General features: G+C 74.0%; 15 protein-coding genes. 5 read left to right on the top strand and 10 right to left on the bottom strand.

The window, feature by feature from the left end; translation table 11 throughout:
- Positions 1 to 8: 8 nt before the first annotated feature.
- A complete protein-coding gene (locus DSM112329_RS13805; RefSeq protein ID WP_354702406.1) occupies positions 9 to 425 on the top strand; it encodes a hypothetical protein in 417 nt (138 codons plus the stop codon).
- Positions 425 to 787, top strand: a complete 363-nt coding sequence (locus tag DSM112329_RS13800; protein ID WP_354702405.1) for a hypothetical protein — start codon at positions 425 to 427, stop codon at positions 785 to 787. Before DSM112329_RS13805 ends, DSM112329_RS13800 begins: the two co-directional genes overlap by 1 nt.
- Positions 788 to 866: 79 nt before the next feature.
- Here the strand turns inward: DSM112329_RS13800 and DSM112329_RS13795 are convergent, their stop codons facing one another.
- From DSM112329_RS13795 to DSM112329_RS13765, 7 genes are all read right to left on the bottom strand, one after another.
- Positions 867 to 1619, bottom strand: a complete 753-nt coding sequence (locus tag DSM112329_RS13795; protein WP_354702404.1) for a LytR C-terminal domain-containing protein — start codon at positions 1617 to 1619, stop codon at positions 867 to 869.
- Positions 1616 to 1972 (bottom strand): PadR family transcriptional regulator, encoded by a 357-nt coding sequence (locus DSM112329_RS13790; protein ID WP_354702403.1) that lies wholly within the window; start codon positions 1970 to 1972, stop codon positions 1616 to 1618. Before DSM112329_RS13790 ends, DSM112329_RS13795 begins: the two co-directional genes overlap by 4 nt.
- Before the next feature lie 76 nt (positions 1973 to 2048).
- On the bottom strand, positions 2049 to 2834 hold the full coding sequence (locus DSM112329_RS13785) for a hypothetical protein (protein WP_354702402.1): 786 nt from the start codon (positions 2832 to 2834) through the stop codon (positions 2049 to 2051).
- A gap of 172 nt (positions 2835 to 3006) precedes the next feature.
- Positions 3007 to 4053, bottom strand: a complete 1047-nt coding sequence (locus DSM112329_RS13780) for an endonuclease/exonuclease/phosphatase family protein (protein ID WP_354702401.1) — start codon at positions 4051 to 4053, stop codon at positions 3007 to 3009.
- A 7-nt stretch (positions 4054 to 4060) separates the two neighbouring features.
- Positions 4061 to 6436 (bottom strand): excinuclease ABC subunit UvrA, encoded by a 2376-nt coding sequence (locus tag DSM112329_RS13775; protein ID WP_354702400.1) that lies wholly within the window; start codon positions 6434 to 6436, stop codon positions 4061 to 4063.
- A 57-nt stretch (positions 6437 to 6493) separates the two neighbouring features.
- Entirely contained in the window at positions 6494 to 7159 is a 666-nt protein-coding gene (locus tag DSM112329_RS13770; protein WP_354702399.1) for an AIM24 family protein, read from the bottom strand.
- Positions 7160 to 7204: 45 nt separating this feature from the next.
- Positions 7205 to 7738 carry an AAA family ATPase gene (locus tag DSM112329_RS13765; protein ID WP_354702398.1) on the bottom strand — a complete coding sequence of 178 codons (534 nt, stop codon included), beginning with the start codon at positions 7736 to 7738 and terminating at the stop codon, positions 7205 to 7207.
- A gap of 44 nt (positions 7739 to 7782) precedes the next feature.
- On the opposite strand from DSM112329_RS13765, the gene DSM112329_RS13760 reads away from it, so the two are divergent.
- The gene (locus tag DSM112329_RS13760; protein WP_354702397.1) at positions 7783 to 8316 is read left to right on the top strand and encodes a GNAT family N-acetyltransferase; all 534 of its coding nucleotides are present in this window, start codon (positions 7783 to 7785) and stop codon (positions 8314 to 8316) included.
- 104 nt (positions 8317 to 8420) lie between these two features.
- Here DSM112329_RS13760 and DSM112329_RS13755 read toward each other — a convergent pair whose 3' ends face one another.
- Both DSM112329_RS13755 and DSM112329_RS13750 read right to left on the bottom strand, forming a co-directional pair.
- A complete protein-coding gene (locus tag DSM112329_RS13755; protein WP_354702396.1) occupies positions 8421 to 9284 on the bottom strand; it encodes an MBL fold metallo-hydrolase in 864 nt (287 codons plus the stop codon).
- Positions 9285 to 9324: 40 nt separating this feature from the next.
- Positions 9325 to 10983, bottom strand: a complete 1659-nt coding sequence (locus DSM112329_RS13750) for an ATP-binding cassette domain-containing protein (RefSeq protein WP_354702395.1) — start codon at positions 10981 to 10983, stop codon at positions 9325 to 9327.
- Positions 10984 to 11175: 192 nt separating this feature from the next.
- On the opposite strand from DSM112329_RS13750, the gene DSM112329_RS13745 reads away from it, so the two are divergent.
- Complete coding sequence (locus DSM112329_RS13745; protein ID WP_354702394.1) at positions 11176 to 11703, top strand: hypothetical protein; 528 nt, start codon at positions 11176 to 11178, stop codon at positions 11701 to 11703.
- 82 nt (positions 11704 to 11785) lie between these two features.
- Positions 11786 to 12832 carry an iron-siderophore ABC transporter substrate-binding protein gene (locus DSM112329_RS13740; protein ID WP_354702393.1) on the top strand — a complete coding sequence of 349 codons (1047 nt, stop codon included), beginning with the start codon at positions 11786 to 11788 and terminating at the stop codon, positions 12830 to 12832.
- 72 nt (positions 12833 to 12904) lie between these two features.
- On the opposite strand, the gene DSM112329_RS13735 is transcribed toward DSM112329_RS13740, so the two are convergent.
- On the bottom strand, positions 12905 to 13465 hold the full coding sequence (locus DSM112329_RS13735; RefSeq protein ID WP_354702392.1) for a cupin domain-containing protein: 561 nt from the start codon (positions 13463 to 13465) through the stop codon (positions 12905 to 12907).
- Positions 13466 to 13512 lie beyond the last annotated feature (47 nt).

Genomic DNA, 13512 nt, shown 5'->3' with positions numbered 1-13512 from the left:
CACAGGACATGTTCCTGACATCGCTTCTCTCATCGGCCGTGCTGCTCAGCGGTTCGGCCGCCACCGACCGCGCCGGGACGGCCTCCGCCGCCCCCGCGTCGGCCGCTCCCCAGCCGCTGGCCGCCAAGGTCGCCGCCCCCCGCGTGACCGACATCGACGCCGACCTGCTGCGGAACGGCCGCCTGCGCCTCGAGGCCGAGACGGCGGACACCGCCACCCGGGTCACGTTCACCTACCTGGGCCGCGCGGGCGCCGGCCGACTGACCGACACCGACCGCGAGGACCGCACGCGCGACTGGTCGCGGGCCGTCGCCGCGCGCGGTGCCGGTGCCGGTGACCGCGTCTCGATCCGCGTCCGCGCCTGCCGGGCGGACCGCTGCACCACCCGCACCTCGAGCGAGCGCCTCGAGCGCGAGGACGACTGATGCGCCGCCTGCGCAACGTGGGGCTGATCCTGGCCGCTGCGGCGGTCGGGATCGCGGGGACGCTCGCCGTCGGCGAGCTGACCGGTGACGACGAGCCCACGCGCATCATCCAGGCCGATCCGGCGCCGGGCGTGGCCGGCTCGTCGCCGTCCACCGCGCCGCGTCTCGTCGTCGAGGACGGCATCCGCGACGCGGAGGCCCGGCGCATGGTCGCCGCCGCCGTCGGCGCTGTCCCGGGTGACGCGGTCAGCGTGGAGCGCGACGACAACCTCGCGCAGGTCGAGGTCCGCGACGCCCGCGGGTTGCTGATCGAGGTCACGCTCGACGACAAGCTCCGCGTGGTCGGCACGGAGACGGACTAAGAGGCGGCGTGTGGTCCAGAGCTCCCCCAGGGGGCGCTTTTGACCACACGCCGACGGCGGACCGGCGCCGGCGCGCGACTCAGCGCGCCGCGTCGTACCCCAGCGTGACCGTGACCGCGCCGGGCTCGCGGCTCGTCGGCGCCGGCGCCGTACTCGTCACGGGGGCGACGACGGCCGGGCTCAGCTTCAGGAGCCGTGCGATCTCCAGCGCGGCGGCCCGGCCGGTGGGGGCGTAGGCGACCGCGCTGGTCGCGCGCCGGGAGTCCAGCGCCTGGCCGACCTGATCGAGCGGGTAGCCGGCCGCCTCGATCTGCTGGCCGGCCCTCCGGGCGACCCCCGAGACGCGCGTGCCGTTGTAGACGCTCACGCGGTGGGCGCGCCGCTGCGGGGCGGTCGCCGCGATCGGCGCCGGTCTCGCGGCGGGGGCGACCGCACGGGGGACGACGGCCTGAGTCCGGGCGGTGCTGTCGTCCCGCCCGTCGACGGCGAGGTAGGCGACGGCCAACGCGAGGACGCTGACGGCCGAGGCGGCGACCGCGACGACGGTCGCCACCCGCGGCCTGCGGCGACCCCCATCCGGTGCCGACGGTGCCGCGGGCACGGCGGGTCGCGCGGTCGGGTCGTCGTCGCCGATCGGCACGAGGCCGCGAGCGTGGGCCCAGTCGGTGGCGAGGCGGACGGGGTCGTCCCCCGTCACGGCGCGGGCGGGCACGCCGTCGGCCTGTGCGTCGGCAAGGTCGGCCTCGAGCTCGGCGGCCATCTCGTCGATGGCGAGCTGCGCGACGCCGAGCGCGCGCCAGGTCTCACGGCAGGTGGTGACGAACGGGCTCATCGGTGCTCCTTGGTCGTCTGCAGGACTCGGTCGATGGCCGAGCGGGTCTGGACCCAGTGCTCGCGCCAGCTGTCCAGCGCGGTCTCACCGTCAGGGCTGAGGACGTAGTACTTGCGCGGCGGGCCGCCGCTCTCGCTCTCGCGCCGGAAGGTGTGCACGAGGCCGGCGCGCTCCAGCCGGCCGAGGACCGGATAGATCGACCCCTCGCCGACCGACGCAAGCCCGCGGTCGGTCAGCGCCTTGGTGATCGCGTAGCCGTAGACCGGCTCCTCGCTGATCACCGCGAGCAGGCAGACGTCCAGTGCGCCGCGGAGAACCTGGCTGCCGCGTGAACGATCGGTCGCGACTGTCATGTGGCGCATGGTAGCTGGCGGTGCCAGGGAGTGCCAACCCCTTGGGCGCGGGCCGCTGCTGCCGACGCCGGGAGCGTCAGCAGGCGGCGAGGGCCTGCTGATAGACGGCCAAGCCGGATTTCAGGCGGAGCGCACGGCCGAGGAATGCCTGCTCCAGCTTTGCCGCCGGGAGCTTGTCGAAGTACCGGCGCAGGCACGGCCGCATCGCCGTCCCACCAAATGACCGAGCCTCTTCCGCGAGGCCGTCGGCCATTGCCTGGGCGATGCCTGGCGCGACGCTGGAGATGGAGGAGCAGTAGGCGATCGGGCGGTAGGAGATTCGGGTCACGACGGCCTTCGTCGAGACCGCACCTTCCTTCGAGAGGGCCTCTCGGATCTGGCTCGCGGGCAGTGCGGCGATACGGGTCCGGATGCAGGCCAGGTAGTCGGCCGGCGCGTCCTTCGTGGTCTTCGCGCCGCCGATCTCGACGGCGAGGTTCCGGCGGAACCAGTCGATGCCCTCGTCGTCGTCGGCGATGCAGCTGCCGAAGATCCGGTCGGACAGGCGCTCGGCGGCCGGGGTGTCGAGCCTGACGTTCACCTTCGGCAGTTGGGTGCGGATGCGGCGCACCGTGCACTCGATCACCGACGTGGGGACGCCCTGCTTCTCGAAGGCGGTTCGGGCCTCGGCCAGCCCGGCCTCCAGCTCTGACGGACCCGGTGACGGCGACGGGGTTCGCTTCGTGGCCTTCGCCGAGGTGGCGGTGGACGCCGCGGCGCCACCGCTCGACGTCGGATCGCCGCCGGCGTCGCCACCACATCCGCCCGCCAACGCGGCGACCATCAGCGCGAGCGCGGCCGCGTACCTGCCCCGTGTACCCATGACCGGCCCATCGGCGCGCCGGGGCGGATCCTGAAGCCGCAGCACGTGACGAACGCGTCGGCTCAGCTCAGGCCGCCGCGAGACGCGCAGGAAGCGGGGGTGGCAGCGCCAGATGTCGTTTTCCGACAGCTGGTGCTGCCACCCCCTGGGGTGCCGCCGGCGGCGGCGGTCGTCAGCCTGGCGCCGCGACCACGGTCGCCCAGACCGCGCGGTGGTCGCTGCCGCGGAGGTCCAGGACGCCGGCGTCAGTGGCCCGCCAGTCGCCGCTGGTCAGGACGTGGTCGATCGTCGGGCGGACGAGGCGCAGGGGGCCACCCGCCCAGGTCGTCTGCAGCCCGGCACCCGTCGCCGCCGCCGCGTCCTCACAACCTGCACGCTTCAGCGCACGCATGGGCGAGTGGTCGATCGTCGCGTTCAGGTCGCCGGCGACCAGGACACCACGGCGGCACGCGTCGCGGAGGGCGAGCAGGTCGCTGCGCCAGGTCGCCTGGCCGGGGCCCGGGAGGGGCGGCCGGGGGTGGACGGCCGCGACGGTGGCGGTCGCTCCGCGGACAGGGCGGCCGCCGCTGTCCGGGATGCGGGTCAGCCGGACGAGGACCTGGCCGTTCCGGCCGGACCCGGACCCGGGCCGCGACGCGCGCTCGGCGAGGCGCACCGGGCCTAGGGACGCCCGGACCACGAGCGCCGTCGGCCGCGCGGTGCGACTCGTCGGCGAGCCGATGACGCGGTCGCCCTCGGCGACCCACGCCTCACCGGTCGCCGCCCTCAGGCCGAGGGCGACGCCGCGCGCCCGGCGGACGTTCGTCTCAGGCAGCGCGAGGACGTCCGCCCCGGTGCGACGCTGCAGGTCGACGAGGACCGCCGGGGCGACGCTCGAGCGCAGCAGGTTCGCGACCACGATCGTCAGCCGCGGCGCGCTCGCGGGCGCCGGGTCAGCCCGGGAGAGGGCACGCGGCGCGACCTGGCCGAGCGCTGCGCTCGCCGCAACGAGCAGCAGCAGCGCGGGGTAGGGCGTCCAGCGCAGGCGCCGGAGGACCACCAGGCCCGCGATCCCGCTGACCAGCGCGACCGTCGCGAGCAGCGGCCGGATCGCCAGCAGTTGGGTGAACGGCGCGACCGCGTCGAGGCGGCCGCGGACCGGCCAGGGGAGGTAGGACGACCACAGGGTGGCGGCGACCGCCGCGGCGAGCGCCCAGGCCGCGAGGTCGCGTCGCCGCACCGCCGGGTCAGGTGCCCACGTAGGCCGCGAGGTGCTCGCCGGTGATGGTCGAGCGGCTCGCGACGAGCTCCGCCGGGGTGCCCTGGAACACGATCCGGCCGCCGTCGTGGCCGGCGCCGGGGCCGAGGTCGATCAGGTGGTCGGCGTGCGCCATCACCGCCTGGTGGTGCTCGATCACGATCACGGACTTCCCGGAGTCGACGAGCCGGTCGAGCAGGGCGAGCAGCTGCTCGACGTCGGCGAGGTGCAGGCCGGTCGTCGGCTCGTCGAGCACGTAGACCCCACCCTCCGCCGCCATGTGGGTGGCGAGCTTGAGCCGCTGCCGCTCGCCGCCGGAGAGCGTCGTGAGCGGCTGCCCGAGGCTGACGTAGCCGAGCCCGACGTCATCGAGCCGGGTGAGGATCCTGTGCGCGGCGAGGATCTTTCCGTCCCCGGTGCCGAAGAACCCTGCGGCCTCCGCCACCGGCATCGCCAGGACCTGGCTGATGTCCCGTCCGCCGAACTCGTACTCGAGGACCTCGGCCTGGAAGCGCTTGCCCTCGCAGACCTCGCACGGGTTGGCGACGCCCGCCATCATCGCGAGGTCGGTGTAGATGACCCCGGCGCCGTTGCAGTTCGGGCAGGCGCCCTCGGAGTTGGCGCTGAAGAGCGCCGGCTTCACGCCGTTGGCCTTCGCGAATGCCTTGCGGATCGGGTCCAGTAGCCCCGTGTACGTCGCCGGGTTGCTCCGCCGCGAGCCCTTGATCGCCCCCTGGTCGACGGCGACCACGCCGTCGCGGCCGGCGACCGAGCCGTGGATCAGCGAGCTCTTGCCCGAGCCGGCCACGCCCGTGACGACGACCAGCACGCCCAGCGGGATGTCGACGTCGACGCCCTGCAGGTTGTGGGTGTCCGCCCCGCGGACCTCCATGGTGCCGGTCGGCGTCCGGACGTCGGCCTTCAGCTGCGCGCGGTCGTCGAGGTGGCGGCCGGTGAGGGTGTCGCTCGCGCGCAGTCCCTCGATGGTGCCCTCGAAGACGACCTCGCCGCCGCCGCTGCCGGCCCTCGGACCGAGGTCGACGACGTGGTCGGCGATCGCGATGGCCTCGGGCTTGTGCTCGACGACGAGAACCGTGTTGCCCTTGTCCCGCAAGCGCAGCAGGAGGCTGTTCATCCGCTCGATGTCGTGCGGGTGCAGGCCGATCGTGGGCTCGTCGAAGACGTACGTGACGTCGGTGAGCGAGGAGCCCAGGTGCCGGATCATCTTCGTGCGCTGCGCCTCGCCGCCGGACAGGGTGCCCGCCGGCCGGTCGAGGCTCAGGTAGCCGAGGCCGATCTCCACGAACGAGTCGAGGGTGTGGCCCAGTGCGGTCAGCAGCGGGGCGACGGACGGCTCGTCCAGTTCGGATACCCATTCGGCGAGGTCGCTGATCTGCATGGCGCAGACGTCGGCGATGTTCTTCCCGTGGACCTTCGAGCCGCGGGTCGCCTCGCTCAGCCGGGTGCCGTCGCAGTCCGGGCACGTGGTGAACGTGATCGCGCGCTCGACGAACGCGCGGATGTGCGGCTGCATCGCGTCGACGTCCTTGGCGAGGTAGGACTTCTTGATCTGCGGGATCAGGCCCGAGTAGGTGAGGTTGATGCCGTCGATCTTGAGCTTCGTCGGCTCCTTGTGGAGCAGGTCGTGGAGCTCCTTCTTGGTGTACTTCCGGATCGGCTTGTCAGGGTCGAAGAAGCCGCAGCCGCGGAAGATGCGGCCGTACCAGCCCTCCATCGTGTAGCCGGGGATCGTCAGCGCGCCCTCGTTCAGGGACTTCGTGTCGTCGTACAGCGCGGACAGGTCGAAGTCGTTGACGGCGCCGCGGCCCTCGCAGTTCGGGCACATCCCGCCGGTGATGCTGAAGCTGCGCTTCTCCTTCTTGGTGGCGCCGCCGCGGTCGACGGTGACCGCGCCCGTCCCGGAGATCGAGGCGACGTTGAACGAGTACGCCTGCGGCGAGCCGAGGTGCGGCTGTCCCAGGCGGCTGAAAAGGATCCGCAGCATCGCGTTGGCGTCGGTCGCGGTGCCGACCGTCGAGCGCGGGTTGCCGCCCATCCGCTCCTGGTCGACGATGATCGCCGTCGTCAGCCCGTCCAGGACGTCCACGTCAGGCCGCGCCTGCGTCGGCATGAAGCCCTGCACGAACGCGCTGTAGGTCTCGTTGATCAGCCGCTGGGACTCGGCGGCGATCGTCCCGAAGACCAGCGAGCTCTTCCCCGACCCGGAGACGCCGGTGAACACCGTCAGGCGGCGCTTCGGGATCTCGATGCTGACGTCCTTGAGGTTGTTCACACGCGCGCCGTGCACGCGGATCAGGTCGTGGGTGTCAGCGGCGTGCGCCTGTGTGGTGGTCGTCGCGGCCATGTCGCAGAATCGTCGCACGCCGCCGCCGGGACGGGCGACGCGGAACGCGTCAGACGGTCAGCCGGCGGCGACCGGCCGTCCCTCTGACGGCTGCACCAGCACCCAACCTATGCCCCCCATCGCCAGCTGGATCGACTCGCCGGACCCGCGGCCGATCAGGTTCTTCGCGGACATCGCCGTCTTGATCGAGACGGTCACGCCCGAGGACCACGCGATCACGGCCTGCGGGTCGACGAAGGTGGGGGCGGAGGCGACGTCGAGCCGCACCGGCGGCCCGTCGGTCGTGATGGCCACGGCGCCGGTGCCCGAGAGCGACGTGTTGAAGAGCCCGCCGCCGACCATCGCGCCCGCGCCCTTCATCCGCTCGATCGACCAGTCGATCCCGGCGTCGAACGCAAGCAGGCTCGAGCCGTTGACCGTCAGCTTGTCGCTCTGAAGCCGGATGATGTGGATGTCCTTGGCGGTGTCGGCGAGGAAGACCTCACCCGAGCCCGAGATCTTCGTGAGCGTGGTCCCCTCGCCGGTGACGGCCTTCTGGACCATGCGCCCGAGGCCCCCGCCCCCGGCGTGCGTGAAGGTCACGTCGCCCTGGTAGGCGACCATCGCGCCGTGCTTGGACTGGATAGTCATCCCGTTCAGGGCGACCTTCAGGAGCTTGTCGTTCTGCAGGGAGAACGCCTGCGACGAGGTGGTCTCGTCGAACTGGGAGAGCATGTTGTCCATGCCGACGAGCCTGTCGCACCGCGGCGCGGGAGGCAACCCGGGGTGTCAGGCGCCGATGCGGGCGAGCGCCGAGGCGCGCTCGCGGTCGAGCACCGTCACGGACGCCCAGCCCTCGCGGCGCGCGAGCCGCTCCGGGTCGGCGACGACAGCGCCGAACCGCTCGATGTGTCCGCGCATCTCCCGTCCGGGGATGATGCGGCCGCGCTGCCGTTGCCCGGCGAGGGCCGCTTCGGTCGAGACCGTCAGCAGGACCAGGTGTGCCGGCCGGCCGCGGACCCGGGCGAGGAGCGGGAAGGCGCGCCGGGCGAGCGTGGTCGTGCCACGGCTGTGGACGACCACCGGCGCGCCCCGGCGGAGCAGGATCGCGGCGACGATCCGCCGGTAGTGGCCGGCGACGCGCACGGGCTTGTACCGGGACGCCCGACCTTCGCGGCGACGGTCGTCGGTGTCGACGACGGTGGTGGCCGCCCGGTCGACGGCGCGGTCGATCAACGTCGTCTTGCCCGCACCTGGCACGCCCGCCACCACCAGCACCGCGTCCGGTTCCACCCGCATCTCCATCACCGGATGATGGACCATCGACCTAAAGGCCTCATCGCCGGTCGGGACGTACGCTGGTCGCCGTGCCCGCCGCCGGGACAGCCATCCGCGCCGCCCGCCACGGCGACATCGCGCGCCTGCAGGCCATCGAGCGGGCCGCGGGCGAGGCGTTCCGCGCGCTCGGGATGGCCGCCGTCGCCGACGATGAGCCACCGTCGGACACCGAGCTCGCCGCGTTCGTGGACGCCGGGCGGGCCTGGGTGGCGGTCGGCCCCGGCGACGGCCCGCTGGCCTACCTGATCGCGGCGGTGGTCGACGGCGACGCTCACGTCGAGCAGGTGTCCGTCGACCCGGCGTCCGCCGGGAGGCGCCTGGGCGCGTCGCTCGTCGACCACCTCGCGGGGTGGTCGGTGGAGCGTGGCCTTCCGGCGCTGACGCTGACCACCTTCGCCGAGGTCCCGTGGAACGCGCCGTACTACACGCGGCTGGGATTCGACGTGGTGCCGGAGTCGCGGCTCGGCCCCGGACTGCGCGCGGTCCGGTCGGCCGAGGCTGCTGCCGGGCTGGACCGCTGGCCGCGGGTGGCGATGCGCAGGCCGTGCGGCAGCCGACCGTGATCCGCCGAGCTCGTCGTCCGTACCTTGACCACCGCGGCGGTGGCGGAACCCGGGTTCAGGTTCGGGGCAGGCCACCGGCCGGAGCACGGCCCGAGCGCGAGCGTTCAGCCGACGCGCTCGCAGGGGAAGCGGATGGCCAGGCGCCCGTCGCGCTCGGCGAACGCCCCGGACTCCAGGAGCTGCTGCACCAGTTGCTCGGCGAACGCACGCGGCGACAGGTCGACCGCCGTCGCGTACTCGGCCAGGATCGGTATCCCCGCCACGAGGTCGACGGCGGCGGCGCGGGCCGGGGTGGGGTCGTCGAGCGCGATGCGGCCGGCCGTGATGCGCCGGCCCGCGTGCCACGCCTGCCGGTCGGGCCGCACGCGCCACTGCTCGTAGCGGGCGATCGTCGCCGCAGCGGCCGCCGGCACGTCGTGCACCTCCGGCCCATGGCCGGGGACACCGCGCTGCGCCCCGAGCCTCGCGAGCCGGTCGATCGAGGCGATGGAGGCGTCCAGCACCTCGTCGCCGAGCGGCAGCCAGGCCACGTCGTCGCGCTGCAGCAGGTCGCCGGTCAGGACGGTCCGGGCGTCCGGGACCCAGAAGGCGGTGTGGCCGGGAGTCTGGCTCGGCGTGGCGATCACCTCGATGCCGCCCGGCAGCACGTCCCCGTCGGCGAGCAGCCGGTCCACCGCGAACGGCTGCAGCGGCTGCCGGAGGCGTTCGGCGTCGCGCTCGAGCGTCGTCACGTCCGCCGCGTGCATCGCGATCGGCGCGCCGAGCCGGTCCCGCAGCGCGGCCGCGCCCCCGGCGTGATCCAGGTGCGGGTGGGTCAGGGCGATCAGCTCGACGGGCCGTCCCGCGAGGAACCGCTCCACCCGGGCGACGTTGTCGGCGATCCCGCCGCCGGTGTCGACGAGCACGGTGCCCACGAGCGCGAGGGTCGCGGCGGGCGTCAGGCGCGGGAGGACGTCGACGGTCGGCACCGGGCCGATCCTCCCAGGTCGTCCCGGGCCCCCGCGTCGCTCAGGGCGCCCACCGTGGGCGTGCTGCGCCGACCGTCCGGAGACCGGTCGACGCCGCACGGTCAGTTCGGCGCGTGGACCAGCGCGTGACGTCCACCTCCTCGTCCAGCGCGAGCGCCGTCCGCAGGTGCCGGTCGTGGGTGGCGATGACCAGGCCCCCGCGCCACCCCTGCAGCGCCGTCTCCAGGACCTCGAGCGCCTCGACGTCGAGGTGGTTCGTCGGCTCGTCCAGGATCAGGCAGGAGGCACCGCGGTGGGCTAGCAGCGCGAGCTCCGCGCGGGTCCGCTCGCCTGGGGACAGCGTGGACACCGGGCGCTCGGCGAGGTCGGCGCCGAGGCGCACGGCGGCCAGCGCCGCGCGGGCGGCCGCCTCGTCGAGTCTGGCAGCGACGCGCAGCGCGGTCGCCAGCTCGAGGTCGCCGTCCAGCGCTCCCCGCGCCTGACCGAGCCACGCCGCGCGGCCGCCCGTCCGCCGGCCCGCGACCGGGACCAGCGCGCCCGCCAGTGCCCGCAGGACCGTCGACTTGCCGCTCCCGTTGGGACCGGAGAGGAGCAGCCGCCGCCCCGGCGGGACGACGAGGTCGACCGGCCCGATCCGCAGGTCCCCGACCGGCAGCACAGCGCCGACGAGCGCCAGGCCGTCACCGTCCTGCGCGGCGTGCAGGAGCAGTCGCGACGCGGCCTGCTCCCACGGGCGCTCGGGGACGTCGACCCGCTCTGACCGCCGGCTGAAGGCACCCATGCCGTGCTGCGCGGACTCGATGTTCAGGTGCCGGATGGACTTGTCGGGGTCGTGTGGTGAGCGCCGGGCCCGCCGCTCGCCGGCGGCGGCCTGATCGCGGCGATGCCGTTCGGCCACCCGCAGCCGCTCGCGCTCGGCGACCGCGCGCTCGTGGGCGACCGTTGCCGCACGCCGTGCCCGGCCGCGCTCGCGCTCGTACGCCTCCCAGCCGCCCGCCCAGGCCGTGGCGATCCCGTCCTCCAGCTCGACCACGCGCGTGGTCACCGCCGCCAGGAACGCCCGGTCGTGCGCGACGATGACCGCCGCGCCGGGTGCCGAGAGGACCAGGTCCCGCAGCACCGCGAGCCCGGCGGCGTCGAGGTGGTTGGTCGGCTCGTCGAGCAGCAGGACGTCCTGGCGGGCCAGCGCGAGGGCGGCGAGACCGGCGCGGGCGGCCTGGCCGCCGGAGAGCGTCGCGACCGGGCGATCGATCAGGACCGGGTCCAGCCCGACCCGGGCGACCGCCGCCGGGATCCGCGCGTCGATGTCGTCCCCACCCAGGGCGAGCCAGGCGGCCAGCGCGTCGGCGTGGTCGTCGAGCACGCTGAGATCGCCCACTGCGAGGGCGTCGGCAAGTGCGTCCAGGTGGGCGCCCGCGGCAGCCACGCCGCTGCGCGCGAGCAGCAGCGCGCGCACCGACGGCGCGGGTTCGGTCACCTGCGGCAGGAACGCGACCCGGGTCCCCGGAGCGGTGCGGATCACGCCGGTGTCCGGCGGGGTCAGCCCGGCCAGCAGTTGCAGCAGCGTGGACTTCCCGCTGCCGTTGGGGCCGACCAGGCCGACGCGCTCGCCGGCGGCCAGGTGCAGGCGGACGTCGTGCAGCAGCGTGCGGGGGCCGTGGGACAGGCCGACACCGGTGGCGTCGAGCAGAACAGACATGGAGGACCTCCAGGGACGCGGAAGGAGCAGGGCGCCACCACGCGGCACGCGCCACCTCGAAGGGAGGTGGCTGCGGCGGCGGTTCGGGGTGGTGGCGGTGCTCAGCTGCGCATAGGAGGGCCGTAGGGCCCGCCAACCATGAAAGCACACGCGTGCGGACACGGCGGGGCGGCGCTGACGTACGGTTCGCGCATGCGCAGCATCTCCCGGCTGACGAGCGGGTTCGCCCGGGCCACGATCGGCGAAGCGCTCCACGAGCCCATCGACGATCCGGCGTTCCCGGGCCTGATGGTCCGGACCGGGATGCCGTACGTGGTCGAGGGGCCGGACATCGGGCGCGTCCTGCTCGACGAGAGCGAGCGGACGGTGCTCGTGGGGGAGACGCCGGGGACGCTGCACCCGCCCAAGGGATGGGGCCGCCGCGCCGCAGACAACGTGTCCGTCGTCGTCGGCGGTCGCGAGGTCAAGCTCGCGCACCGTCGTCGCCGGGCGGCGCGGCTGCTGCTCGACGGCACTCCGGTGGCCAACCTGAAGGCCTCGCAGCGCGCCCGCGACCACCGTCCCTACGACCGGCAGCACTACACGGTCGAGTGGGAGCCCGGGGTCCACCCACGCGTGGTCGGCGTCGGCCATGCGCTGGCCACGCGGTACGGCGTCGGGGCACCCGGGGCGGGGCGGCGGCTGCTGCGCTCGCTGACCGGGTTCCTGTCGATCCCGTAGAGACGGGGCCCCACCGCCGTCGCTCGCCTACCCGGTCAGCGTGCGGACAGCAAACCGGCAAGCGTTGTTAGGTTGCCCTTATATGCGCGTCCTTCCTTCCCTGGCCACTGTCCTCGCCGTCGGCCTCCTCGCCGGCTGCGGCGGGGACGACGACGGCGGCTCGACCACGCCCAGCGCCTCCACGCCGGCCGGCGCCGCCACGTCGACCGCGGCCGCAGCGCCCGATGCCGCTGCCTTCCCGGTTACCGTCAAGTCGAAGTTCGGCACCGCCACGGTCAAGGCGCCGCCGAAGCGCGTGGTCGCGATCGGCTTCAACGAGCAGGACTTCGCCCTGGCCCTCGGCGTCAAGCCGGTCGCGGTCCGCCAGTTCATCGGGTCGTTCCCGTACAAGACCCGGCCGTGGGCGCCGGGGGCCAACAGCGATCCGGTCCCGTCCGAGGTCGGCGGCGGGGAGATCGAGTTCGAGAAGGTCGCGGCCGCCCGTCCGGACCTGATCCTCGGGATCTACTCGTTCATGCAGGACACCGACTACGCGAAGCTCTCGCGGCTCGCGCCCACCGTCGCGCAGAGCGCCGACTTCGAGGAGGGCGCGACCCCCTGGGACGCGCAGCTGCTGGAGACCGGCCGCGTGCTCGGCCTCGAGGACCGCGCCAAGAGCGTCGTCGCAAAGGTCGACGCGGAGTTCGCCGCCGCGCGCAAGGCCCACCCGGAGTTCGCCGGCAAGACGGTCACGGTGGCCTACGTCTCCGCGGGCAGCACCTTCGTCCTCAACAAGAGTGACCTGCGTTCGCAGTACTTCGCCGACCTGGGGCTGAAGACACCCGACGCCTACAGTGGCTCCGGCTTCGAGGAGAACATCTCGACCGAGCAGCTGTCGAAGATCGACACCGACGTGGTCATCCTGATCCAGGACAAAGGCCGCGACCTGCAGGACGAGCGCGTCTTCCAGCGCCTGAAGGCCAGCCGCGAGGGCCGCGTCGTCGCGGTGGACGGGGCCGGGGCGTTCGCCGGCGCCCTGGGCTACAACAGCCCGCTCAGCCGCCCGTACCTGCTGAAGCTCGCGGTGCCGCGGATCGCGGCAGCCGTCGACGGGGACCCGGCCACGAAGGTTCCTGCCGACGGGGAGTGACAGGGCGGCCGCGGGTCGTCGATGTGCCACCACACGCCACCGGCGCACGTGGTGGCACATCGAGCGCCGCCGTCACCGCCGGTCGCCGAGGCTGCCCGGGCGGTGCCCGCGCCGCGCGCCGGCGCGCGCCAGCAGCGGGATGACGAGCCGCTGGACCGGCGGCGGCGGAAGCGGCGCGAGGAGCGTGACCATCTCGCGGTGGTGGTGCGCCAGGACCGCGGCCTGCAGCAGGCCGTCGAGGCCGCGCGGCAGTGCGCGGCGCGTGATGCAGCCGGCGCGGGACATGGCCGCCGCGTCCGTCAGGAATGCCTCGAGCGTCGACGGCGGCGTCACGCGGCAGACGAAGTGGGCCACCTCGCCCGAGCGATTGCGGAACGCGTGGCGAGTCCCCGGCGGGACGACGACCGTCGTCCCCGCCTGCACGGTCTCCCAGCGGCGGCCGGACAGGAACTGCGGTGTGCCTTCGAGCACTTCGAAGCGCTCCTCGAGCACCGGGTGCACGTGGGGCGTGACCCCGCCGCCCGGGTCGACCCACGTCTCCACGTGCAGCACCGGTGTCCCGTCGTCGCCGGCGGCCTCCCAGAAGCGGCTGCGCATCCCCAGGACGGGGTCCTCCGTGAGCTGGTCGGGCATGATCGTCTCCGAGCGGTCGATTACCTAGTCACGAGTAGGATATACCT

The sequence above is a fragment of the Paraconexibacter sp. AEG42_29 genome (genome assembly GCF_040581415.1).
Classification (GTDB): Bacteria; Actinomycetota; Thermoleophilia; order Solirubrobacterales; family Solirubrobacteraceae; genus Paraconexibacter.
This window is presented reverse-complemented; position numbering and strand designations above follow the sequence as displayed.

Bases quoted from the DNA above. Each gene is read 5' to 3' on its own strand.
- DSM112329_RS13790 (WP_354702403.1), bottom strand. From the start codon at position 1,972: ATGACAGTCGCGACCGATCGTTCACGCGGCAGCCAGGTTCTCCGCGGC.
- DSM112329_RS13735 (WP_354702392.1), bottom strand. From the start codon at position 13,465: ATGCCCGACCAGCTCACGGAGGACCCCGTCCTGGGGATGCGCAGCCGC.
- DSM112329_RS13740 (WP_354702393.1), top strand. From the start codon at position 11,786: ATGCGCGTCCTTCCTTCCCTGGCCACTGTCCTCGCCGTCGGCCTCCTC.
- DSM112329_RS13785 (WP_354702402.1), bottom strand. From the start codon at position 2,834: ATGGGTACACGGGGCAGGTACGCGGCCGCGCTCGCGCTGATGGTCGCC.
- DSM112329_RS13795 (WP_354702404.1), bottom strand. From the start codon at position 1,619: ATGAGCCCGTTCGTCACCACCTGCCGTGAGACCTGGCGCGCGCTCGGC.
- DSM112329_RS13770 (WP_354702399.1), bottom strand. From the start codon at position 7,159: ATGGACAACATGCTCTCCCAGTTCGACGAGACCACCTCGTCGCAGGCG.
- DSM112329_RS13805 (WP_354702406.1), top strand. From the start codon at position 9: ATGTTCCTGACATCGCTTCTCTCATCGGCCGTGCTGCTCAGCGGTTCG.
- DSM112329_RS13745 (WP_354702394.1), top strand. From the start codon at position 11,176: ATGCGCAGCATCTCCCGGCTGACGAGCGGGTTCGCCCGGGCCACGATC.
- DSM112329_RS13775 (WP_354702400.1), bottom strand. From the start codon at position 6,436: ATGGCCGCGACGACCACCACACAGGCGCACGCCGCTGACACCCACGAC.
- DSM112329_RS13765 (WP_354702398.1), bottom strand. From the start codon at position 7,738: ATGGTCCATCATCCGGTGATGGAGATGCGGGTGGAACCGGACGCGGTG.
- DSM112329_RS13750 (WP_354702395.1), bottom strand. From the start codon at position 10,983: ATGTCTGTTCTGCTCGACGCCACCGGTGTCGGCCTGTCCCACGGCCCC.
- DSM112329_RS13800 (WP_354702405.1), top strand. From the start codon at position 425: ATGCGCCGCCTGCGCAACGTGGGGCTGATCCTGGCCGCTGCGGCGGTC.